The following is a 21,561-nucleotide window of genomic DNA, read 5'->3' as shown; positions in this document are numbered from 1 at the left end:
AGCCGGATGCGGGAGAACCGCATGTCCGGTTTGAAGCGGCGGGGACTGGAAACGGAGACTCATCCACCGCGCCAGTCCCCGACCCTACTCGACACGTGGCTGGTCCGGGAGTACCCGGGCTGCCCGTTCGAGCGTTACGCCGATGATGCGGTGGTGCACTGCCGCACCCTGGCGGAAGCGGAACGTGTCCTGGCCGCGCTGCGGTCCAGGATGGCCGAGGTCGGTCTGGAGCTGCATCCGGACAAGACCAGGATCGTGTACTGTAAGGACGACAACCGTCGGGGCCGGTTTCCGGTCACCGAGTTCACGTTCCTGGGGTTCACGTTCCGGCCGCGAGGAGCCAAGGACAGACACGGGGTGATGTTCACCGCGTTCCTGCCCGCGATCAGTAACCAAGCCCTGAAGAGGCTGAGCAGGGCGGTGCGGTCCTGGAGGCTGCACCGGCACACGGCGCAGGAGTCATCCGATCTGGCCCGGACGGTCAATCCGGTGGTTCGGGGATGGATGAACTACTACGGGCGCTTCTACCGCTCGGCGCTGTATCCGCTGTTCGACCGCATCAACACCTACTTGCTGCGGTGGATTCACAAGAAGTACCGGGTCGGGATGAAACAAGCCCTGCAACGGCTGGCCCGAGGCCACACGTTGCGCCCGAAGTACTTCGCTCACTGGACCTGGGCGGCCCCGGCAGGGGCGAGGTCCAGAACGACAAGAGCCGTATGACGGGAGACTGTCACGTACGGTTCCGTGGGAGCCCGGGGGTGAGATTCCCCCGGGCGACCCGACTGTTAGAGGCTGACCGGGTGTGGGTGGAGACGTTCACGGGGCTGCGGATGACGCAGTTTTCGGGTCTGTTGAAGGTGGTGCGGGAGCGGGGAGGCAACGGCACTCTGCGAGGTCGGCCGTGGTCGTTGCCGTTGGCCGAGCGGGTCCTGATGGTCACGGTGTACTACCGCACGAACTTGACCATGCGGCAGTTGGGCCCGCTGTTCGGCGTCTCCTCCTCCACGGTGTGCCGGGTGATCCAGCGGCTGGGGCCACTGCTCGCGCTCGAGCCGGTTTCTCGCTCGGCTGATGCCCCGGAGCGGATGTGGATCGTGGACGGCACGCTCATCCCGGTCCGGGACCGCAGTCGGTTGCGTCCAAGGAAGTGGTGTACGGGAAGCTGCTGGCCTTCACCGCCTTCCCGCGTGGGATCTGGCGGCAGATCTGGTCCGACAACCCGCAGGAACGGTTGAACAAGCAGATCCGCCGCCGCACCGACGTGATCGGCATCTTCCCCGACCGTGCAGCCCTGATCCGCCTGGTCGGGAAGGTCCTGGCCGGGCAGAACGACGAATGGACCGAGACCCGCCGCTACTTGGGCCGCGAACTCCTCGCCAAGGCCCCCCTCCACCCGATCGAGTCAGAAACCGACGAGACCGCCCTGCCCACAGAACTCACCGCATGGCTCAAAACGAGATCACCGAGTGGCCGTCGCTCAGGGGAGGAACTCGCACGCCATCGCGATCATGGCACGTGCCGCGGCACTGGGCGTGCGCTCGGACGGAACGGCCAGGGACATCGGCCAGTCCAGGTCGGCGTCGTCGACGGTCAGCGTGGCGACGTTCTCCGCCTTGCCGAGGGCGAACCGTGGCAGCAGCGCCACGCCCAGGCCGTTGCGGACGTAAGTCACGCCGGTGTCGAGTTCGGTGATCTCGATGGCGACGCGGCGGGTCACGGAGGCGGCGGCGAAGGCCCGATCCGCAACGGTCCGGTTGCCGTAGCCCAGGGGGCAGTCGACGAAGTCCAGGCCGGCCAGGTCGGCGATCCGCACGGTGCGGCGTTTCGCGAGCGGATGGTCGGCTGGCACGACGAGATCGAGCACCGAGGCGGTGAGGTCGGTCAGCGTAATGCCTGCTGGGCGCGGTCCAGGCAGGGAAACGAAGGCGAGGTCCAGCCGCCGTTCGAGGAGGGCGTCGATCAGGCCCTGGGAGCCGGTGGGGGCGGCGCTGGTCTGCAGTAGCACGCCGGGATGACGCCGGTGGAACTCGCCGAGGAGCGCGGGAAGGTCGATGAGTCCAACCGAGATCATCGTGCCCAGCCGCAGTGTGCCGCGCAGTCCTCCGCGGACCTCGGCCACCGCGTCCACGGCCTCTCGGGCGACGTCGAGAGCGGCATGGGCGCGTGGGAGCAGGGCAGCACCGGCGTCGGTGAGCAGCACGCGTTTGGAGTTGCGGTCCAGCAGCGGCGTGCCGAGTTCTCGCTCGAGGCTCTTGATCGTGGCGGAGACCGCGGACTGGACGACGTGCAGCCGTGCGGCTGCACGCGTGAAGTTCGCTTCCTCTGCGACGGCGACGAAGTGCTCGAGCTGGCGCAGTTCCACCCCCCAAGTATCTCTCAGAGAGATGGGAGCGGTCTGCGACTTTTGTTGGACTTCGACCGTTGCTGCCAGCGATTGTGTTAAGCGTTCAAGCAATCGCTTGTCCTTGGAATCGGAGCGTCAGTCGGCTCCGCCGCACATGTGAAAGCGCACCGTCATGTTCGACTTTCCCGGCGTCAAGGTCGCCCCCAGCCGACATAGTTTATTTTTCAAAATCTTCTAGGGAAATGGCTTCTCCAGAAGGTTGCTTGTCTGAATGTCCTGTCCGGGGACGGACAACCCGCCCCGGTGCAACACCCAAGGAGGCCGCGGTGCCGGCATCCAAGAACCGCTGGCCATGGAGCCGGAGAGCATTGAAGGAGTAATCGATGAGTGTGTGGTTTGTGACAGGTTCGTCCCGTGGCCTTGGCGCAGAGATCACCCGCGTGGCACTGGCCGCAGGCCACCAGGTCGTGGCGACCGCCCGCAGCGCGGAAAGCGTCAGCAGGCAGTTCCCCGACGCCGGCGATGCCCTGCTGGCGGTACCGCTGGACGTAACCGATCAGAGCCAGATCGAGGCCGCCGTAAACGCCGCCGTTCAGCGCTTCGGCCGCATCGACGTTCTGGTCAACAACGCCGGCAGTGGTCTGCTCGCCGCGGTGGAGGAGGCCGACGCCGACGCGATCCGCGCGGTCTACGAGACGAACGTCTTCGGGGTGCTTGCCGTGCAGCGCGCCGTCCTGCCAGTCCTGCGCCGCCAGCGCTCCGGTCACGTGATCAACATCGGCGCCATCGCCGGCTTCGTTAGTTTTGCGGGGTGGGGCGTCTACGCGTCAACCAAGTTCGCCGTAGAGGGTTTCACCGAGGCGCTCCATGCCGAGCTCGCCCCGCTGGGCGTGCATGTGACGATTGTGGAGCCGGGCTTCTTCCGCACCGACTTCCTCGACCCGAGCAGCCTGGCCACGGGCGTCCACGTGATCGACGACTACGCGGCCACTTCCGGCGCGATGCGCGATGCCGTCCCGGGGATCAATCACGCCCAGCCCGGCGACCCGGTCAAGGGCGCCAAGGCCATTGTCGAGATGGCTGCGGCCGCCGAGCCCCCGCTGCGCCTGCAACTGGGTAGCGACACCGTCCAGGCCTTCGAGGCCAAGCTGGCCGGCGTCAAGAAGGAAATGGACGCCTGGCGGCACGTCGCCGTCACGACCGACCACGACTGACCCGCGCGGATGCGTCGGGCGGCAGACCATGTCCCGCCGTGCCGCCCCACCACCGGGGCGGCACATTGCACGGCTTCCTCCCCGCCGGGACCGGCAACGCGCTGCAGGGCCCACGTGTTGATCAGCAGGGTGGCATGTGCCGAACGGCCAGCAGGGCCACGTCGTCGTCGTTGTCCGGTGGGCGCGCCCGTGCCAGCAGGTGATCCGTGAAGGACTCCAGGGGGCGGTGAGCCAGGGACGCGGCATGCCGGCGCAGGCGGTTCAGGCCCTCGTCCAGGACGTGGCCGGGGGACTCGATGAGGCCATCGGTGTAGAGGAGCAGGGTCGCTTCGGGCGGCAGGTCCACCGTCGCGTCGGGGCGGACCTGTTCGGGCGCGACGCCCAGCAGGATCCCGTGGCCGTCGGTCAGATAGCGGGCCGCACCCTCGTGGGTGACGAGCAGCGGAGGTGGATGGCCCGCATTGGTCCAGGACAGCTCGCACTGGCCGGCGTCGTTCTCCGTCATGCGAGCGAAGATCATCGTGGCCATGGAGACCTCCGCGATGTCCAGGATCGCCTCGTCGAGCCATTCCACGATCTTGCTCGGCGGCTTCTGCTGGGACAGGGCGTACGCGCGGAGCATGTTGCGCAGCTGGGCCATGCCGGCCGCCGCGTCCAGGTCGTGGCCGACGACGTCGCCGATGGCGAGGGCGGTTGCGCCGTCCGGCAAGGTGAACGCGTCGTACCAGTCGCCGCCGACCTGAGAGGCGTCCGGCGCGGGCAGGTAGCGGGCGGTCATGCCGAGGTTGGCGGTGCACGGGAGCTTCGGCAGCAGATGGCGCTGCATGGTCTCGGCGACCTTGCGCTGTCGCTGGTAGAGGCGGGCGTTCTCCAGGGCGAGGCTGGCGCGGCGGGCGATGTCCTCCAGCAGGACGATGTCACTACCGGTGAACCGTTCGGGCTGGTCGGCGCGCCCGAGGGTGAGGGCGCCCAGTACGGCGTGCAGGCTGCGGAGGGGAACCAGGACTGCCGAGTGCATGCCGGTCGTCTCGAACAGGCGCTGTTGTTCCAGCGCGATGCCGGAATCGGGCGGGCCCTGATAGGTCTCCGGCCCGGCGAGGGAGGACGCGACGCCGCGCAGGGCGCGGGACAGCGGCATCGGGGACTCCTGTGGCACGGGCGGCATGGGCCCCTGGAGGTCCTCCCGGAACACCACGGTGCCGCCCTCGGCATGGGCGACGGCGAAGCGCCACACATCGTCCCGCTCACCGATCAGATCGATGACGGCCCAGTCGGCGAGGCGGGGCACGACAAGGCCAATCAGACGGCGCAACGCCTCGTGGATGTCCAGGGTGGAGGTGAGCAGGGTGGTCGTCTCGGCGAGCAGCGCGAGCCTCTCCAGCTCCGACAGCCGCCCGCCGGCCGGTGGCCGCTGGGCGGGCCGTCCGGAGCGTCCAGAGGAGTGAAAGAGGACGAGCGTGGCCGACGGTCGGATGCCGACGCCGCAGGGAGTGGCCAGCCACGCCACCCGCAGGAGCGTGCCATCGCCGCGCTCGAGCCACACGTCGTCGCCCTGCTCCGTGCGCCCGGCCAGGATGCTCTCCCTCATCCGGCACTGGGCCCTCGGCACGGGTTCCCCGCAGCTGTTGCGATGCAGCAGGTCGTGGGCGTCCTGGCCGACCAGATCCGAGGCGGAACGGCCCAGGAGCTGTTCGCCGCGGGTGTTGACGGCGACGATCGAGCCCCGCTCGTCCGCCAGGTAAGCACCCGTTCCGAGGGCGTCCAGAGCCTTGACAACCGCCCCCTGAGAGCCAGTGTGGCCCGTCATGGCCTGCCTCCCCTCACCGGAGCAAATGTGCTGGCCACGCCCTGCTCATTCGGGGTTCCCCTTGGGACACGGGTGATGCTTGCAGGTGCACAGGCGCCACGGTGCGGCAGATCGGACACTGCGAATTCGCGGGGCGCCGTCCGATCTTCCGTTCCTCTTGCTCGGGGCGGCCGCGCTCGGGCCCGGCGCGGCTACGCACCACACATCGCGTCGGGACGGGCCGCCCCCGATGCCGAACGGACCCGACCTACGCGACCGTCAATCCGCTCAGAGAATCATGACCATGGTCCTCCCGTACTTCCTGATGCTTCCGCTTGAGCCAAGCACAACGTGCGCCTGCACCACACCGGCCGCAAGGCCTTCCGCCACCCCGTCGTCGGCTTCATCACCCTGGACTTCGACGCGATGGAACTCCCTGTGCTTCCCGGACTGACCGTCCACGCCTTCAGTGCTGCCCCTGGCACACCCGACCACGACGCACTCCAGCTCCTCGCCGCCTGGGCAGCCAACGCTCAGACCCAGTTCGAAGAGCAGATGCCGCGCACCACTACCTCGGACAGCTGACGCCCTGCGGCGCTGAGCACCGCGGGAGAGGAGAGCGACGGCGTGGCCGACGGCTCCGAATCGCCGGGCGCTGGCCAGCCCGAGACCGGGGCCGGCGCCGACGGGGGCGAAGCTCGTCATGACGGGTCCTTGATCGAGAAGTCCGGGGCATTCCGCCTGTCCGCTCGCGGAAGGGGCCTCGCCGGAGGCGGCCGACGAAACTCCACGGTGACAAGGGCTACGACTACGACCACCTGCGGCGATGGCTCCGCGAGCGCGGTGTCACCCCCCGCATCGCTCGCAAAGGCATCGACTCCTCGCAACGGTTGGGCCGGTGCCGCTGGGTCGTGGAGCGAACCGTGGCCTGGTTGGCCGGTGCCGGCGCCTGCACCGTCGCTATGAGCGCAAGCCTGAACACTTCCTGGCATTCACGGATATCGCGGCGGCCCTCATCTGCCACCGCCGACTCTCCACAGCACGCCCCCTCGGTCTGGCAGTCAGGACAGTCCGTCAACGGCGGCGGCTCGGGGAAGGCTCGATTGCCGTCGAGCCAGTCCGTCAGCCACTGCCCCAAAGTGAACCGCTCCGGGAAGAAACAGTGCTGCTCGGCGGGACGAACCCCTTCCCCTTGTCGTCGGGGTTGCGGCGGACCACCTCGACGGTGATGTCTTTCACCGCCCCGTGGATGATCACGGCGTCTTTGAAGCCCTGGTCGACGAGGACCTTTTCCAGGCGCATCCCGCATCGTTCGGCCGCCTGGTCCAGCAGGGCGATGCCGGCCTCGTTGTCGTGCGCGCTCGCGGCGAGGATCACCACGCCGTTCCCTGGGAATGTTGAGGCTGGTGACTAATTACCGCGATGCTTGTGCCTGGCGACGACGGACGGAGGTCCGTTTGGGCCCCTCGCTCCTGGCTGATTCCAAGGCGCCCCTGCTCACCCCTGTTTGTGCCCTGCAGTCAAGGGACTGACAGCCGTACTACCGAAACACGTCCCGACCGCGAGCCGCGTCCGGCGTCTACAGGCGGAAGGCGGTTTCGGGACACGCACGACGAAGCTCCTGGTAGTCAGCGGGTGGTCTTGGTCGTCACCCCGTCTGCCGGGAGCTTCATCGCTGCGTACTGCTTGGGCGCCTCACCTTGGAGGCGGCCCTGTGCGTGAGCCGTCTCCCGCGGTCGGCAGGATCAGCAGGGGAAGGTGCCGCTGTAGATAGCGTGTCCGTAGGAAGAGCTTCCGGAGCCGAAGCCGTAGATGCCGTCGTCGCTCCAGACCGCCTCGCGGAATCCGTTGACGCAGGTCGACGTCGGCGCGATCGCGAAGCCCTCCAAATTGTCGGTCGGCATGACGGCCGGGTTCGTGTAGGTCACGTCCGGAACGATCGCGCGGCCGGCGTTGACCTTCATGAAGGTGTGCGTCTCGCCGCAGGTGTTGTCGCAGGTCGCGATGATGCGCTGGGTTCCGGCGTCGAACGTCACATCCATCACGGAGACCTTGCCGGTCGCGATCGTGCCGAACGTGGTGAACGTGCCGTCGGAGTTCAGGCCGTAGACATGCAGCGTGCCGTCCCACTCCAGGCCGGCGAAGAACAGGCCCGACCCGTGAAGCGGGTAGTTCGCAGGGTTGTAGGCGGCGCCGGTGAGCGGGTCGACCCAGCCGTTCGCGGTCAGCCAGCTGTCCGGTACGTAGCCGACGCCCTCGAAGCCCAGGTTGGCGTCGTCCTTGCTGCCGGTGTTGAGCTGCGGGAACTGCGAGGTCATGTCCCACTGCTGGATCGGCGTCAGCGTCGATCCGGTCGCGGCCGGGTCGAACTCCATGATCGTGTCCTTGGGGACCGAGTTGTTGGTGTTGTCACGCTCGGAGGTCACGTAGATGTGGCCGTTGGCGCCGACCGTCAGCCCCTCGGAGTCCGGCTGGCCGGTGCCGCCGGCGAAACGGATCTGCTTGCCGGTCGCGCTCCATGACGCGTCCGGGATCCACTTGCCGTTGCTCTTGACCAGCTTGTACAGCCAGTTCTTGTTCTTGGCGGCCCACAGCACCGACGGGTTCGCCGGGTCGAACGCCAGGCCGCTCAGGTCCCGTCCCTCAGGGCCGGTGGACGTGGTGAACGCGCAGACGTTGTCGGCGATCGTGACGTCCAGCCCGCCCGGCCACGCCAGGGTGCCCGCCGGGGTGGGACCCGTACCGGAGGGCGCCTCGGGGGTGCAGCCGCTGGTGAGCGAGCCACCGCCCCCCAGCAGCTGACCGCCACCACCGCCGGTACCACCGCCACCGCCGCTGCCCGAGCAGGAGTTCGCGCTGCCGAGCGTCGCGGTCGTGGAGGTCTGGAACCAGCCGGTGCCGTTGGCGCAGCGCTCGTCCGACGGCTTGGCGCCATCGGTCGCCCAGGTCACCGAGTCGACGGTGTTGCCGTTGCTGTCGAGGAGGAAGACCGAGTCGTTGTCGCCCAGACCGAGGGTGGAGCTGAACGTGACGTAGCCTCCCGCGGGGATGCTGGTCGCGCTCGGCGAGGTGGACGAGATCGAGACCGGGGAGTGGGTGGTGTCATTGTCGACGTACTTCCACGACCCGATGCTGACTGCGCTCGTTCCGTCGTTGTACAGCTCCACGGTGTCCGTGCCGTCCGAGGTGACCTCGTTGATCCGCACCCGGCTCGCCGCCGGTATCGACGACGGGCAGCCCGAGGCGTTCGAGGCGCCGAACGTGGACGCCGCGGTCGTGGTCACCCACCCCCCGGTGCCGTCGCCGCCGCAACGCGCCATCGCCGGCTTCGCCCCGTTGGTGGCCCACTCAACGCGGTCGACCACCACGCCGCTGGCCGTGTAGATGACCAGCTTGTCCGAATCACCGAGCCCCTTGGGCGAGTTGAAGGTGACGAAGCCGCCTGCCGGGATCGTGCTGGAGGACGGGCTGAACGTCTGCGGTGAGAAGCTGTCGTCGGACATCTTCCAGCCACTGATGCTCACTGCCATCGAGCCGGTGTTGTACAGCTCCACCGTGTCGCTGTTCGACGAGGTGACCTCGTTGATCCGAACATTCTGGTAGCCAGCCGGGTCCGCGGCAGCCGCAGGCTGAGCGGCAACCATTCCCGTCACGAACAGTCCTGAAAGCGTCAAAGCCGCGGCGCATACAGAGGCGACGCCGGCACGCGAGTGTGAGGTAGGCACGAGGCGGAACTCTGGCGACACGATCTTGAAACAGCGTGTACTCCAGCGGAATGCCACCTGCTAGCCATCGGAACGCCAGGCGCACATCGCCACCTTGCGACGCGACGGCACCGCCGAAAACGGTCAAGAACACCGCCCTGGACTGCACCGTCCGACACAACGGTGCACCGCCCTGCCCACCTGGCCCTGCCGTTCGACACCCAAGTCTCCCGCGCCGCCAGCAGGGACGTCCGCCTGCGCAGCACCCGTCGCCGCAGCCGGCACAGTACCACCGTGTTCCCGCTCCGGCCGCGAGAGCATCGCAACGGTGCCCACCGCCGAGTGCACTCGGACAGCCATGGGCCTCGATGGGGCGGGCTGCACTGCCTCTACTTTGACCGACACCCCGCCGTCAGGGCCGTCCTGTCCGCCGGAATGCAGGTTCCCGGCTGCGCATGGGCCGGGGGACTCTACAATTGCTGAGCGAAACCGCACCACCTGGCCACGTAGGCGAGCTTTCCGTTCTTATCGGTCACGCGCACCCACACATTGCTGTGCAGTCCGCTACTTCCGTCTGCGTAATTGCACGTGTAGGAGCCGCCCGTGACGGTTGGACCGCAGTCGGATGTCTGGTACCAACACCAGGCGCCCTGGCTGCAATTCGGCAGATGGCCGACGATGGTGCCGCTGGTGCTTGCCGAGTTGCGGATGTTGAGAGCGCAATCGTTGCCGGGATTCGGCGTCATGTACCAGTGCGTTGCGGTCGGCAGCGAGGATCCGGTGTCGTTCGCCTCGGCGGTGCCGACGAGCCCGAGGGTCGTAAGCGCGGCAATGGAAGCCACCCAGGCAAGCCGCCGAACAAGGCTTTTGCGAACCACGTTTCTCCTCGTGTCCAGAATGCGGTTGGTCTGGTGAGGTAGACCATGCTTTCGCGTGCGAGACGTGCGGCCGACCCCTCAATCCGGACTAGCGAACACTGTCCACTTTCGGTCCATGCCCAGGAAGCCGGGCTGGCTTCCGCTTCGTCGGACGCGGCGCGACGGCGTTGCCACCGCGAAGCGCAACCACCGCGGACGGACGACGGTGGTCGACGATGGGGTGATCTTGAGGTCCTGACAGGTAAACGGGGTACACCGCCTCGCACGCTCCCGAGGGCCAGGGTGCGGTGACATAGCCGTCGTCGACGTCGTGCTCGTCGGGAAGTAACTTGGTCGCCCCGGCCACAGCATGTGTTCCGTGCCACGGAATCTTGGCCGTTTGCCCCGGAAGGTTGATCACCTGGGGGGTACGTCAGCCTTCGTCCGCACTGGACAGAGCCTCGGTGATCAGGCGGGTGGCGAAGTCGCGGTCGTCGGTGAGTCGGTTGATGTGTTCCGCGAGCAGGAAGGCGGTGGCTTCCAGGGGGTTCATCTCGTCCTTGGTCCAGTATCCGTACTGCTTGCGCCACAGGCTGGGACTCAGGCCGGTGCCTGCAGCGATGAGCAGGCCGGCCATGGTGGGGATGGCCTCGGGACGCACGCTCTTGGGCATCATGCGCAACGTGGCCACGAGGTTGGGCACCACGCACTCAATGACGTCCTTGTCGTGGTCCTCGTAGGCCATCCGCAGCCACTGCATGAACATGTAGATGAGCGTGCACGCGCCGTCCAGCATGTCATCGACTCCACTGGGGCCCAAGGACGCGGCGAACTGGTCGGTCAGCGCTTGTTGTTCGGGATCGGTGTGGGTCTTCTCGTCGTACACGGCTTTGAGCCGAGAGTCGATCATCATGAGCGCTGCGCCGACATCGCCGACGGGAGCGTGCTGGGGGTCGCAGGGCGATGGCACAGGATTCCTCCTCAGCCGGCCGTGGGGCGTGTCCGTACAGTAACCCGCCGATGATGCCAGGGTCTGACGACTCCTGGGGATCGGCCGAAGACGGGTCCTGGGGCGTCAGGCCGAAGGGGCCGCTTTCCAGCAGCACCCGGTCGACGAGTCCGGTCGTCTGCGGATCGAGCGCAAGCGACAGGGCGGAGTACGCTCCGGCGGACTGTCCGCCGACCGTCACGTCGCGCGGGTCGCCGCCGAAGGAGGCGATGTCGTCCTTGACCCAGCGCAGCAGGGCGCCCTGGTCCCGCGGAGATCGGCGGCGCTGATCTGCGGCAGGTACAGGTAGCCGAGCGGGCCCACCCGGTAATTGGCGGTGACGACCACGATGTCGCCGAGGGCGGCGAGGCGGCCCTCGTCGTACCAGTCCCAGCCGCCCGAGCCGCTGGTGAATCCGCCCCCGTGCCAGCAGACCAGGACCGGGCGCGGCTCACCACCGGCCAGCGCGTGCAGCGGAGTGTGGACGTTGACGGTCAGGCCGCCGTACTCGTTCCAGTCCGGCACGCGGTGCCCCATCACCTGCTCCAACCGGGAGGCCGCCTGCGGGACGGCCGGTCCGGCCTGCACCGCCTCCCGCACCCCGGTCCACCCCGGGTGCCGCTGCGGCGGTGCGAAACGCAGCTCAGCGACCGGCGACGCGGCATACGGGATCCCCCGGCCGCGGCGGGCTTCGGCCAGGCCGCATGAAGGCCGGGGGCCAGGTCGGCATCATGATGGCCATGGACGATGTGCGCGACGTCCTCACTGAGGACGAGATCAACGATCTGCTCGACGGTGACCACGACGCCGGATGGGACGCGGACGACGAGTACGAGTGGGTGCGGTGAACGTGACCAGGCGCCCGAGCGGGGCCGTCACCCTCGTCGGCCGGGTACCCGGAAGGCTGAGCCGCAGTCAGGGCCGGGGCAGTGGCAGGCCCGACGGCGGGTGGCGCCTCCACCCCCGCGGCTGCCGCTCTGCGGCGCTTTCGTAACTCGGACGCGCCCGAGCATGACGAGGAAGGCGATGGCCGCGAGGACCTCGCACCCTACGGCTGAGCCGGGAACAGGGCGAGACGGACACCGCGGTCCAGCCGGCTGCTGAACGGCGCCACAGTGGCCTCACCGATGTGCTCGACCAGTCATTCGCCGTCACCGGTCTGGACGCAGCGCACCCGTCGATCTCCACGAGCAGTGCGACGCGCCAGTCGCCCGCGGACGTGATCGGCGAAGGCGAGCTCACCGGCCTCCCGAGACCACGTGGGCCACGGCCCCGGGCTGCATGATCAACGATCGGCCCGGCGTGGATCCGTCCCCGCCATGGAATGAACCATCAGGATCATCACTTACACGAGGAACAACCGACAGCATGTCGTTCCTCTCGGCTTGGAGGAGCTTTCCATGGCTGCAGAACTGGACGGATCCACCGCTCTTGTCACCGGTGCCACCGCTGGCATCGGCCGGGCCATCGCCCTTCGCCTGGCAGCGTTGGGGGCCTCGGTCATCGTCCATGGGCGGGACGAGCAGCGAGGTGCTGAGACCGTCAAAGAGATCGCCGCCGCAGGCGGGAAGGCTCGGTTCGTTGCTGCGGATCTGAGCAGCTCTGAAGATGTCCTGCGTCTTGCCGCTGAAGCAGGCGAAGTGGACATTCTGATCAACAACGCCGGTATCTACCGGTTCGCCAGTACGCCGGACACCACCGCCGAGATGTTCGACGCTCAGATGGCCGTCAACTCACGCGCGCCGGTGCTCCTGGTCGGTGCCCTCGCCCCGGGAATGGCTGCGCGGGGGCGTGGCGCCATCGTGAGTGTGAGCACGGCGGCGGCTACCACGCCGGTGCGGGGAACGGGCGCTTACGGGGCGTCCAAAGCTGCACTCGAACTTCTCACCCGAGTATGGGCTGACGAGTTCGGTGCCCAGGGCGTCCGCGTGAACGCCGTGGCCCCGGGCCCGGTCTATACCCCCGGGACGGAGGAGATGGGAGGTGAAACCCTCCAGGTGATCGGGCGAACCACCGTACTGGGGCGGGTCGCAGCGCCTGAAGAAATCGCGGAAGCGGTTGTGTTCCTTGCCTCTTCCCGCGCCAGCTACATCACCGGCGCGGTTCTCGAGGCACGCGGCGGACAGCTCGCGATCGGCTGACTCCGGGCTGGGTCGCGATGGACATGCCAAACCCGACACCCATGCCCATGACGTCCATGGACTGGTCGGCGTGCCCGACGGGAGAGGCTCACACCACGAGCAGCGGCTCGATGCCCGAGAGCGGCCCGTTCGGGCTCGAGGCGAAGTTCCCCGGGTGCTCGGTTCGGCGACGGCTGCCCCGACCCGTAAAGAAGCTGTTTCTGATCCTGGCGTGAGCAGTTGACGCGGTGTAGTTACGGCAGCAGCAGGCGGGACGATGGTCGCTGCCCAAGCATCCGGTGGCCATGCCGGTCACTGTCGGTCTGCATTCTTCGGCATGCGGTCAGGGCCGGTCTGGGCGAGGCTGACGTGATGGTAGAGCGCTGTGTGATCGTGTACCCGCTGTCGGGCTGGCGCCGATGCTCCCCACACTGATCTCTTTCACGGCACCTCCCGTTCCCGGTGCCCGATCACAGCCTCGTTCCGGCCCACCTGCGCGTTCTTCAACGCCCTTACCCGCTGGATCTGGTCCCGACGGAGTAGCCGGGCGAGCGCCTGGCGCATTCCGAGCCTAGAAAGAGACAGGGAGCTCAAGGCGACGGAGGGAGAGGCTCGGGATGCGGCTCGTCGTGGACCTCACCCGCTGCCAGGCGTACGCGCAGTGCGTGTTTCTCGCACCTGAGATGTTCGAGCTGCATGGCGAGGAAGCGCTGCTGTACCGCCAGGAAGTCCCGGACGAGCAGCTGGAGCGCGTGCGCCAGGCCGCTGCGGCGTGCCCGGTCCAGGCGATCCTCGTGGGTGAGGCGGTGATCGCCGGTGCCCGGTGACCTTCGGGAGGGCCCCATCGTCATCGTCGGCGCGTCGCTGGCCGGGTTGCGGGCTGCCGAGACGCTGCGCGAGGAGGGTTTCACCGGCTCGCTGACCGTGGTCGGGGACGAGCCCCACCCGCCCTACGACAGGCCGCCGCTGTCCAAGCAGGTTTTGCTCGGCATGTCGGCGGCGGACACCACCGGGCTGCCGATGCGCCGCGACCCGGACGCCGACTGGCGGCTCGGAGTGCGTGCCACCGGGCTCGACCCGGTCGGCCGTCAGGTCCTGTTGGCCGACGGCGAGTGCCTGCCCTACGACCGGCTGCTGATCGCCACCGGAACCCGGGCGCGCCCCTGGCCCCAACGAGAGCAGGCTGCCCTGGACGGGGTCTTCACCCTGCGCACTCGTGACGACGCCGGGTGCCTGGCCGAACGGCTGGCCGCCGGGCCGCGCCGGGTGCTGGTCATCGGCGCGGGCTTCACCGGCTCGGAGATCGCCTCGGCCTGCCGGGAGCGGGGCATCGAGGTCACGGTCGCGGAACGCGGCACCGCACCGCTGGTGGGCGCCCTCGGCGGCACACTGGCGAGGCTCGCAGCCGGCCTGCAGCGGACCCACGGCGTGGACCTGCGCTGCGGAGTGACGGTCACCGCGCTGTGCGGGAACGACAGCGGGCGGTTCACCGGAGCCGACCTCTCCGACGGCAGCCACATCGACGCGGACGTGTGCGTCATCGCCATGGGTGCGGTCCGCAACGTCGAGTGGCTGGCGGATTCCGGGCTGGCGGCGGGCCCGCACGGGGTCGCCTGTGATGCGGGGTGCCGGGCCTTCGACATGTACGGGATCGTCACCGACGACGTCTTCGTGGCCGGCGACGTCTCCCGCTTCCCCCACCCGCTCTTCGACTACCAGATGCTCTCCCTGGAGCACTGGGGCAACGCGGTCGCGCAGGCCGAGGTGGCCGCCCACAACATGGTCAGTCCCGGGCCGCCGCGGCGCCCCCACCTCGCGGTTCCGGTCTTCTGGTCGAGCCAGTTCGGGGTCAACATCAAGTCCGTGGGCGTCCCCACCTACTCCGACCAGGTGGTCATCGCCCAGGGCTCACTCAGTGAACGCCGTCTGGTGGCGGTCTATGGCTACCGGGGCCGCATCACTGCCGCCGTCACCGTCAACATGGCCAAGTGGCTGGAGTACTACCAGGGCCTGATCGAGACCGCCGCCCCGTTCCCGCCCGCGCCCGGCGCGGCCGACGGCCACCCGCTGGTGACCGAATTCGCGCTCCCATCCGACGTGCCGGATTCGAAGGGACTGTCCCACGGCCCCACCGTCGCGCTGACCGGTCACCTGCCGGACCGCCGACTGACCGTGGTCCGGCCCACTGGCTGACCCTTCCGTCCTTCCCTGTCACGAGGAGCCCGTCGATGGCTGTCGACACCCTGCTGGAGCGGATCACCGACTACGCCAACCGCCCCGACCCCTACCCGCTGTACGCGGAACTCCGCGAGGCGGGCGTCGCGCGGCAGACGGACGGCAGCTACCTGGTCGGCGGGTACTACGACATCGTCGCCCTGTTCCACAACCCACGGCTCAGCTCCGACCGCCGCAACCGCGCCGGCACCTACAGCGGCCTGCCAGCGGAAGAGGAAGAGCCCCACCCTTTCATCCGGCTCGACGACCCCGAACACCACAGGCTGCGCAGCCTGGCCACACGGCCGTTCGGTCCCCCGCACAGTCCGGGCCGGATCGACGCGATGCGAGACGAAATCACCCGGATCACCGACGAACTGATCGAGTCGCTCCAGGGCCGTACGCGAGTCGACATCGTCGACGACTTCGCCTACCCCCTGCCCGTCACCGCCATCTGCCGACTCCTCGGTGTACCGCGCGAGGACGAGCCGACCTTCCGCGAGTGGTCCAGCGCCATCATCGACTCCGGCGACATCCGGCCCGGCGAGGACCTCGCCATGCGCCAACGGGCCGGCAACCAGGCCCGGGCGCAGATGGGCCGCTACCTGGTGGACCTCGCCGAACAGCGCCGCAGCCGCCCGGGTGACGACATGCTGTCCGCGTTCGTCAACGACCCCGACCCGGCCGGAGGGCTCACCCGCGAGGAACTGGGGGCCACCGCAGTGCTGCTGCTCGTCGCCGGACACGAGACCACGGTCAATCTGATCACCAACGGCGTACTCACCCTGCTGCGCCACCCCGACCAACTGGAGCGCCTGCGCCGCGAACCCGACCTGCTTCCCGGCACAGTGGAAGAACTGCTGCGCTACGAGCCCCCGGTCCATTTGCTGGACCGCACGCCCCTCGCCCACGTCGACGTCGCGGGCACGACCATCCCCAAGGGCGTACCCGTGGTGCTCGCGCTGGCCTCGGCCAACCGTGACCCCAAGCGGTTCCGCGACCCCGACCGGTTCGACCTCACCCGCCGGGACAACCAGCACCTCGGATTCGGCAGCGGCGTCCACATCTGTTACGGCGCACCCCTCGCCCGGGTCGAAGCCCAGATCGCCCTGGGAGCACTCCTTCCCCATCTCACCACCGCAACCCTGGTCGAAGACCCTCCCCCCTACCGGCACAGCGCCGTGCTGCGCGGCCCCCGGCACCTTTCCATCGAGCTGGCCCCGTCGCCGTAGACGCTGTGAACCGCCTCGCCGTGGCGATGGAACCGAGGCGGCACGCGGGACGAACTGCTCAGTCGCGGGCGCGCTGGTAGACGGCAGCCAAATCTCGCTGACGGTGGCGAAGCAGGCGATCGCGTGCCGGAGCATGTAGGCCCCGGTCTGCTGTCCCTGACCCAGGATGCAATGTAGAGCAGCGCCGGTCGTTCGTTCGGTTGCTCCTCGGCCGGGTCGGAGGCGCCGATGAGCCGCAGGGCAGGGCGCGGCGGAGCGAACTCGCCGAGTGAGGTGCCGCCATAACGAACGGCAAGCCAACCGACATGTAGCTGACCGTGTTGCTCAGACCGTGTCCTCCATGCCCATGGGCCGTTTTGAGATGAGAGAGCCGGTGACCGCGAACGCTGGGGTGCACATGACGTCCACTTCCCCTCATCGGGAGCCGATCCGCGTCGGTGTCGTAGGTCTGAGTGCGAGCGGCGGGTGGGCGGCCACCGCCCATGTGCCGGCACTGGCCGAGCTCGATGGATACGAGTTGCGGGCGCTGAGCGCCAGCAGCGCCGAATCCGCGCGTGCGGCCGGCGAGAAGTACGCAGTGCCGCTGGCCTACGGCAGCGCGGAGGAGCTGGCCCGCAGTGAGGAAGTCGATCTCGTGGTGGTGACGGTGAAGGTTCCTCATCACCTGGAACTCATCAGACCCGCGCTGGAAGCGGGAAAGATGGTGTTCAGCGAATGGCCGCTCGGTGTCGACCTCGCGCAGGCCGAGGAACTGTCCAACCTCGCGCACCGCAGGGGTGTGCTCACGGCCGTCGGCCTGCAGGCCCGGTCGGCTCCGCCGCTCCGGTACCTGCGGGACCTGGTCGCCGACGGCTACGTGGGGCGGGTGCTGTCGACCAGCATGCTCGGGTCGGGCTGGATCGGCGGCGCCACCTACGACGACAACTATGCGTACGTGCTGGACGGCACGAGCGGCGCCACGCTGCTGTCGATCCCCTTCGGGCACTCGGTCGACGCGCTGACCATGGTGCTGGGGGAGTTCCGCGAGGTGTCGGCGCACATCGAGAACCTGCGCCCGGAGGTCACCCACGTCACGAGCGGGGCGGTCGCGGCCAAGACTGCAGAGGACCAGATCGCCGTCACCGGGGTGCTGGAGTCGGGGGCCGTAGCCGCGATGCACATCCGCGGTGGGACGTCACGCGCCACCGCGTTTCACTGGGAGATCAACGGCACGGACGGCGATCTCGTTGTGAAGGCCGACCAGGCTCAGTGGTGGTACGGGGGGCTGCGGCTCAACGGAGCCCGGGGGGAGGACGGCATGTTGGCCGAGCTACCGGTTCCCGCCCGCTATCAGCGGTCACTGACGCAATGGACCGAGCGATCCACCGAGCCCGCCTGCAACGTCGCCCACGAGTACGCGCTTCTGCGCGACCAGATCACCGGGAACCTCGCGCCAGATGAGGACGGCGTTCCCGACTTCCGGCACGCCGTCCGGCGACACCGCATGCTGGAGCGGATCCGAGAGGCGGCGCGCGCGGGCCGGAAGGTCACACTCGCAGAGCAAGGCTCGTAGGCCCCGAAGTGAGTCAGGTCGCTCGACCGTTTCGCCCTCGGCGAGGATGACCACGGTTCCGGTGTTCCCCGAGGCCGCTATCCCAATAGAGAAGCGAGCCTGCGCCATTCCTCCCTCGGGAGCTTGTCCCTGTGGGTACCGGTGAGCACCTGGAGGGCCACGTGGTCCCCGCCTGTCTGGTGGAAGGTGTCGATGCGGTCGCGGATGCGGTCCTCGTCGCCCCAGGCGAAGACCGCGTCGATCAGGCGGTCGCTGCCGCCCTCGGCCAGGTCGGCCTCGGAAACCGTGCCGCAGGAAGTTGTTGGTGTAGTTCGGCAGGGTGAGGTACATGGCGAGGGCGTCGCGGGCCAGGGCGCGGGCCCGGGCCGGGTCGGTCTCCAGGACCACGTTCAGCTCCGGGGCGAGCAGCGGGCCCTCGCCGAGGATCTCGCGGGCCTGGGCGGTATGTTCGGGCGTGACCAGATAGGGGATGGCGCGACCGAGGCCACCGCGGCCCCGGCCCCGGCCACCACCTGGGGCACCACTTGGTTCAACGCGCCCTGCCGGACCTGGGGTGCCGAGGCCGGCACTGACGTGAACGGCTCGAAGGTGGCCGCCGCACTCCTGATCGGCGAGCCGCTGGACGCGGCGACACCGTTCGAGGGCAGCCTCGAAGTGCGGGCGCGGTTCACGCACTCGGCGCTTATCAGCGTGCTGGGCGGCACCAGCGACGGTGCGACCCCGGGCAGCAACACTCGTGTGGACGCGTCCATCGCCGCCTACCTCACCCCCGGCACACTGCCGGCCCGCACCCCCGGCCGCCATGCCGACCTGGAGTGCGCAGCGTCCCCGCTGCCAACACCGGCCTCTGAACCCTGCACAGCGGGCCCGGGCGGCACCGACCAGCCGACCGGCCGTATCCCGGGACGTGGGCGCTCCGGCACCTTCGGCTCCGGTATGACCCGCGGTCAACCCGGTGCTGGGTGCGGGCCGGTTGACGTCCCCACGGCCAGGGGTGCCAGCGGCATCACCGGCGGTCGCCCCGTCTTGCCACCGGCAGGACGGCCTGCCGGTGCGACGGTCTGCTCAGGACAGGTCCGCGGGGAACTCGATAGACCGTGGGGCAAGGCTGAGTCCGCGTATGTGGCGCGCGATTTCCTCCATCGATGCCACCCACACATCGGCACAGCCCAGGACGTGCTCCATCAATTCGTCGAGCTGCTGAGCGCGGGACGGGCGACCAGAGAGGAACGGGTGGTTGGTCAGCACCCAGCATCCACCCGCCACGCGCAGGCCCTCGAATTCGGCCTGCCATAGCTCCCTTGCCTTGGCAGGTGTCTCGATCAGGCCGCTGCCGTAAATATCGGGCAGGTAGCAGTACTGCTCCCAATCGTCGAGCGCCCACTGCATGGGAATTTCCACTATGGATCGGCTTGACCCGGGAGTGATCGCCAATTCGTAGGGGACGTCCGCGTCCATCAGACTCGCATCGTACAGAAAACCCCGCGCGTCCAGCAGCGCGGCACTGTGCCAGGAAAGTTCACACATAGGGGCGCGATACCCGACAGGCCTGATGCCCGCGACCTCTTGGAGCGCGTCAAGCCCCCGGTCGAGTACAGCGGCTTCTTCCTCGGCACTGATACCGGTGGGTTGCTCATGCAAGTAACCGTGATGTCCGATTTCGTGTCCCGCCGCGACGATGTCGCGCACCACACCCGGATACCGGTGCGCTGTGTACCCGGGCACGAAGAAGGTGGATCGGATTCGGTGCTTTTCCAGCAGCCCGAGCAGCCTCGGAATTCCGACAAGCGGGCCGTATGCTTGGTGGCTCATGACGCTCATGCGGTCGGCGACGTGCGGCGCCTGCCACAGTACAGCCGATTCGGCGTCGATATCGAAACTGAAGGTGGCGGCGGCGGTTTTACCCTCCGGCCACGTCACCGGGTCTGCGGGCCTGCTCATCAATGTTTCCCTGTCGTCATGATGGTCACCAATTCGTACGCGAGGTTCGCCGCCGCGACCGCAGTGATTTCTGCGTGGTCATAGGCGGGCGCCACCTCGACGATGTCGGCTCCTACGAGCGGTAGTTCGCTCATGCCGCGCAGCACTGCCAGAAGTTCGCGGGTGGTCATGCCCCCGCCTTCAGGGGTTCCGGTCGCCGGGGCAAATGCCGGATCGAGCACGTCAATGTCAATCGACACATAAACCGAGGCATCACCCACGCGGTCGAGCACACGCTGGACAATTCCCTCGACGCCGATTCTTTCGATGTCGCGGCAGTGCACGATGGTGAATCCGAGGTCGGCGTCATCGAGTAGATCTTTGCGGTCATACAGCGAGCCGCGGATACCGACATGGGCGGAGTTGCCCTTGACCAGCAGCCCTTCTTCAGATGCGCGCCGGAACGGGGTGCCATGTGTGCAGGGGGCACCGAAGTAGGTGTCCCACGTGTCCAGATGTGCATCAAAATGCACGAGCGCGACGGGTCCGTGGACGGAGTTGATCGCCCGAAGCGCTGGGAGCGCCACCGTGTGGTCCCCTCCCAGGACGAGAACCGGTCGACCGTCGCCGATGAGTGGCAGGAGTCCCCGTTCGATCTGCTGGAGAGCTTCGGTGATGTCGAAGGGGTTGCAGACGATGTCTCCGGCGTCGACGACCTGGGCCTCGCGGAAGGGCTCCGCATCCAGGGCGGGGTTGTACGGGCGCAACAACCGCGAGGCCTGCCGAATGTGGGACGGGCCGAACCGCGCCCCCGGCCGGTAGGTCACCCCGCTGTCGAACGGGAGACCGACCACGGCCACGTCATAGGTCTCGACGTCCTCCAAGCGCGGCAGCCGTGCGAACGTGGTCAGGCCCGCGTACCGCGGAGCGTGCATCCCGTCCACCTGGCCGACCACCCCATTGGCGTACCGCACGTGTTGCTCAGTCAAAGTTGCCTTCCTTCGTTTCTGGTTTCCCTGTAGGACGGCTCATGCGGGGCTCAGGCCCGGGTCCGGGTGGAGCCGCCGTTGGCCTGAACTACCTGTCCGACCATGGCCGAGATGCGGAAGTCGGACAGCATCGCAACTACGTCGGCGATCTCCTCGGGCCGAGCTATCCGTCCCAGCGGAATGCCGGCGGCGTAGCTGGCGCGCATCTGTTCCAGGCTCAGTCCTGCGTCGTCGGCGTCGACCCTCAGTTGCTGCGTGTCGGTGACGCCGGGGGCGACGGCGTTGACGATGATCGCTTCGGGGGCGAGCTCGCGGCCGAGAGTTTTGACGAGGGAGATGAGACCGGCCTTCGAGGCCGCGTACGCCGTCGCCCCCGGCCAGCCCGTGACACCCCATTCGCTGGCCACGACGACGATGCGTCCCCCTCCGCTCCTGCGCATCCCGGGGAGGACGGATTGGATGAGATGGAAGGTACCTCCCAGATTGGTGTCAATCACCTTCCACCAGTCGTCGAGGTCACTCTCGAGGAATGCGCCCATGGACATGTAGGCGTGGTTGGCGACGAGTACGTCTACCGCACCGAGTTGCTCCTCGATCCTGGCCACCAGTTCCTGCACCTGATTCCGGTCGCTGACATC

Annotated in this window: 17 protein-coding genes and 8 pseudogenes; 12 read left to right on the top strand and 13 right to left on the bottom strand. The window is 68.2% G+C overall.

Annotated elements, in window-relative coordinates:
* From AB0M27_RS40045 to AB0M27_RS40035, 3 genes and pseudogenes are all read left to right on the top strand, one after another.
* Window positions 1–723, top strand: a 723-nt coding sequence (locus AB0M27_RS40045; protein WP_365729786.1) for a group II intron maturase-specific domain-containing protein, incomplete at its 5' end; no start/stop codon positions are given.
* Window positions 724–833: 110 nt separating this feature from the next.
* Window positions 834–1,133: pseudogene (locus AB0M27_RS40040) on the top strand (transposase family protein); the annotation flags it as partial.
* A gap of 32 nt (window positions 1,134–1,165) precedes the next feature.
* Window positions 1,166–1,384: pseudogene (locus AB0M27_RS40035) on the top strand (transposase); the annotation flags it as partial.
* 96 nt (window positions 1,385–1,480) lie between these two features.
* Here AB0M27_RS40035 and AB0M27_RS40030 read toward each other — a convergent pair.
* Window positions 1,481–2,365 (bottom strand): LysR family transcriptional regulator, encoded by an 885-nt coding sequence (locus AB0M27_RS40030; RefSeq protein WP_365729778.1) that lies wholly within the window; start codon window positions 2,363–2,365, stop codon window positions 1,481–1,483.
* Between the two features lie 365 nt (window positions 2,366–2,730).
* Here AB0M27_RS40030 and AB0M27_RS40025 point away from each other — a divergent pair, with 365 nt between their 5' ends.
* Complete coding sequence (locus tag AB0M27_RS40025; RefSeq protein ID WP_365729776.1) at window positions 2,731–3,561, top strand: oxidoreductase; 831 nt, start codon at window positions 2,731–2,733, stop codon at window positions 3,559–3,561.
* Window positions 3,562–3,682: 121 nt separating this feature from the next.
* Here AB0M27_RS40025 and AB0M27_RS40020 read toward each other — a convergent pair whose 3' ends face one another.
* Entirely contained in the window at window positions 3,683–5,368 is a 1,686-nt protein-coding gene (locus AB0M27_RS40020) for a SpoIIE family protein phosphatase (RefSeq protein WP_365729774.1), read from the bottom strand.
* 309 nt (window positions 5,369–5,677) lie between these two features.
* On the opposite strand from AB0M27_RS40020, the pseudogene AB0M27_RS40015 reads away from it, so the two are divergent.
* A pseudogene (locus tag AB0M27_RS40015) lies at window positions 5,678–5,932 on the top strand (transcriptional regulator); the annotation flags it as partial.
* A 12-nt stretch (window positions 5,933–5,944) separates the two neighbouring features.
* On the opposite strand, the pseudogene AB0M27_RS40010 reads toward AB0M27_RS40015, so the two are convergent.
* A pseudogene (locus tag AB0M27_RS40010) lies at window positions 5,945–6,052 on the bottom strand (dehydrogenase); the annotation flags it as partial.
* Between the two features lie 29 nt (window positions 6,053–6,081).
* On the opposite strand from AB0M27_RS40010, the pseudogene AB0M27_RS40005 reads away from it, so the two are divergent.
* Window positions 6,082–6,368: pseudogene (locus AB0M27_RS40005) on the top strand (transposase); the annotation flags it as partial.
* Window positions 6,369–6,520: 152 nt separating this feature from the next.
* Here the strand turns inward: AB0M27_RS40005 and AB0M27_RS40000 are convergent.
* The 6 genes and pseudogenes from AB0M27_RS40000 to AB0M27_RS39975 form a co-directional block, all read right to left on the bottom strand.
* A pseudogene (locus tag AB0M27_RS40000) lies at window positions 6,521–6,730 on the bottom strand (IS5/IS1182 family transposase); the annotation flags it as partial.
* Between the two features lie 362 nt (window positions 6,731–7,092).
* Window positions 7,093–8,991, bottom strand: a complete 1,899-nt coding sequence (locus tag AB0M27_RS39995; protein WP_365729795.1) for a lamin tail domain-containing protein — start codon at window positions 8,989–8,991, stop codon at window positions 7,093–7,095.
* 530 nt (window positions 8,992–9,521) lie between these two features.
* Window positions 9,522–9,929, bottom strand: coding sequence for a hypothetical protein (locus tag AB0M27_RS39990; RefSeq protein WP_365729773.1), 408 nt, complete (start codon window positions 9,927–9,929; stop codon window positions 9,522–9,524).
* 412 nt (window positions 9,930–10,341) lie between these two features.
* Complete coding sequence (locus tag AB0M27_RS39985) at window positions 10,342–10,821, bottom strand: hypothetical protein (protein WP_365729794.1); 480 nt, start codon at window positions 10,819–10,821, stop codon at window positions 10,342–10,344.
* Window positions 10,706–11,128 (bottom strand): carboxylesterase family protein, encoded by a 423-nt coding sequence (locus AB0M27_RS39980; RefSeq protein WP_365729792.1) that lies wholly within the window; start codon window positions 11,126–11,128, stop codon window positions 10,706–10,708. Before AB0M27_RS39980 ends, AB0M27_RS39985 begins: the two co-directional genes overlap by 116 nt.
* A complete protein-coding gene (locus tag AB0M27_RS39975) occupies window positions 11,095–11,538 on the bottom strand; it encodes a carboxylesterase family protein (RefSeq protein WP_365729790.1) in 444 nt (147 codons plus the stop codon). The genes AB0M27_RS39980 and AB0M27_RS39975 overlap by 34 nt, the downstream gene beginning before the upstream one ends.
* 758 nt (window positions 11,539–12,296) lie before the next feature.
* On the opposite strand from AB0M27_RS39975, the gene AB0M27_RS39970 reads away from it, so the two are divergent.
* From AB0M27_RS39970 to AB0M27_RS39950, 5 genes are all read left to right on the top strand, one after another.
* Window positions 12,297–13,037 carry an SDR family oxidoreductase gene (locus AB0M27_RS39970; RefSeq protein ID WP_365729771.1) on the top strand — a complete coding sequence of 247 codons (741 nt, stop codon included), beginning with the start codon at window positions 12,297–12,299 and terminating at the stop codon, window positions 13,035–13,037.
* Between the two features lie 596 nt (window positions 13,038–13,633).
* Window positions 13,634–13,843: a ferredoxin gene (locus AB0M27_RS39965; protein ID WP_329594604.1), complete on the top strand. Its 210-nt coding sequence runs from the start codon at window positions 13,634–13,636 to the stop codon at window positions 13,841–13,843.
* Window positions 13,833–15,209: an FAD-dependent oxidoreductase gene (locus tag AB0M27_RS39960; RefSeq protein WP_365729768.1), complete on the top strand. Its 1,377-nt coding sequence runs from the start codon at window positions 13,833–13,835 to the stop codon at window positions 15,207–15,209. Before AB0M27_RS39965 ends, AB0M27_RS39960 begins: the two co-directional genes overlap by 11 nt.
* A gap of 35 nt (window positions 15,210–15,244) precedes the next feature.
* Window positions 15,245–16,462 (top strand): cytochrome P450, encoded by a 1,218-nt coding sequence (locus tag AB0M27_RS39955; RefSeq protein ID WP_365729766.1) that lies wholly within the window; start codon window positions 15,245–15,247, stop codon window positions 16,460–16,462.
* Window positions 16,463–16,859: 397 nt separating this feature from the next.
* Complete coding sequence (locus AB0M27_RS39950; protein ID WP_365729764.1) at window positions 16,860–18,014, top strand: Gfo/Idh/MocA family oxidoreductase; 1,155 nt, start codon at window positions 16,860–16,862, stop codon at window positions 18,012–18,014.
* A 77-nt stretch (window positions 18,015–18,091) separates the two neighbouring features.
* Here AB0M27_RS39950 and AB0M27_RS39945 read toward each other — a convergent pair.
* Window positions 18,092–18,488, bottom strand: a pseudogene (locus AB0M27_RS39945) (LLM class F420-dependent oxidoreductase); the annotation flags it as partial.
* Between AB0M27_RS39945 and AB0M27_RS39940 the strand changes: the two are divergent.
* A pseudogene (locus tag AB0M27_RS39940) lies at window positions 18,459–18,743 on the top strand (alpha/beta hydrolase); the annotation flags it as partial. The pseudogenes AB0M27_RS39945 and AB0M27_RS39940 overlap by 30 nt on opposite strands.
* Window positions 18,744–19,079: 336 nt before the next feature.
* On the opposite strand, the gene AB0M27_RS39935 reads toward AB0M27_RS39940, so the two are convergent.
* The 3 genes from AB0M27_RS39935 to AB0M27_RS39925 all read right to left on the bottom strand — a co-directional run.
* Window positions 19,080–19,955, bottom strand: coding sequence for a polysaccharide deacetylase (locus AB0M27_RS39935; protein ID WP_365729763.1), 876 nt, complete (start codon window positions 19,953–19,955; stop codon window positions 19,080–19,082).
* Window positions 19,955–20,869: an agmatinase gene (gene speB / locus AB0M27_RS39930; RefSeq protein WP_365729788.1), complete on the bottom strand. Its 915-nt coding sequence runs from the start codon at window positions 20,867–20,869 to the stop codon at window positions 19,955–19,957. Before speB ends, AB0M27_RS39935 begins: the two co-directional genes overlap by 1 nt.
* A gap of 104 nt (window positions 20,870–20,973) precedes the next feature.
* A partial coding sequence (locus AB0M27_RS39925) for an SDR family NAD(P)-dependent oxidoreductase (RefSeq protein ID WP_365729761.1) occupies window positions 20,974–21,561 on the bottom strand: 588 nt, incomplete at its 5' end.

Source organism: Streptomyces sp. NPDC052107 (assembly GCF_040680215.1).
In the GTDB taxonomy this organism is placed as follows: Bacteria; Actinomycetota; Actinomycetes; order Streptomycetales; family Streptomycetaceae; genus Streptomyces.
The sequence above is the reverse complement of the archived record's forward strand: the minus strand, read 5'-3'. Positions and strand labels throughout refer to the sequence as shown.

Bases quoted from the DNA above. Each gene is read 5' to 3' on its own strand.
- AB0M27_RS40025 (WP_365729776.1), top strand. From the start codon at position 2,731: ATGAGTGTGTGGTTTGTGACAGGTTCGTCCCGTGGCCTTGGCGCAGAG.
- AB0M27_RS40020 (WP_365729774.1), bottom strand. From the start codon at position 5,368: ATGACGGGCCACACTGGCTCTCAGGGGGCGGTTGTCAAGGCTCTGGAC.
- AB0M27_RS39995 (WP_365729795.1), bottom strand. From the start codon at position 8,991: ATGGTTGCCGCTCAGCCTGCGGCTGCCGCGGACCCGGCTGGCTACCAG.
- AB0M27_RS39985 (WP_365729794.1), bottom strand. From the start codon at position 10,821: ATGATGATCGACTCTCGGCTCAAAGCCGTGTACGACGAGAAGACCCAC.
- AB0M27_RS39970 (WP_365729771.1), top strand. From the start codon at position 12,297: ATGGCTGCAGAACTGGACGGATCCACCGCTCTTGTCACCGGTGCCACC.
- AB0M27_RS39965 (WP_329594604.1), top strand. From the start codon at position 13,634: ATGCGGCTCGTCGTGGACCTCACCCGCTGCCAGGCGTACGCGCAGTGC.
- AB0M27_RS39955 (WP_365729766.1), top strand. From the start codon at position 15,245: ATGGCTGTCGACACCCTGCTGGAGCGGATCACCGACTACGCCAACCGC.
- AB0M27_RS39950 (WP_365729764.1), top strand. From the start codon at position 16,860: ATGACGTCCACTTCCCCTCATCGGGAGCCGATCCGCGTCGGTGTCGTA.
- AB0M27_RS39935 (WP_365729763.1), bottom strand. From the start codon at position 19,955: ATGAGCAGGCCCGCAGACCCGGTGACGTGGCCGGAGGGTAAAACCGCC.
- speB (WP_365729788.1), bottom strand. From the start codon at position 20,869: ATGCACGCTCCGCGGTACGCGGGCCTGACCACGTTCGCACGGCTGCCG.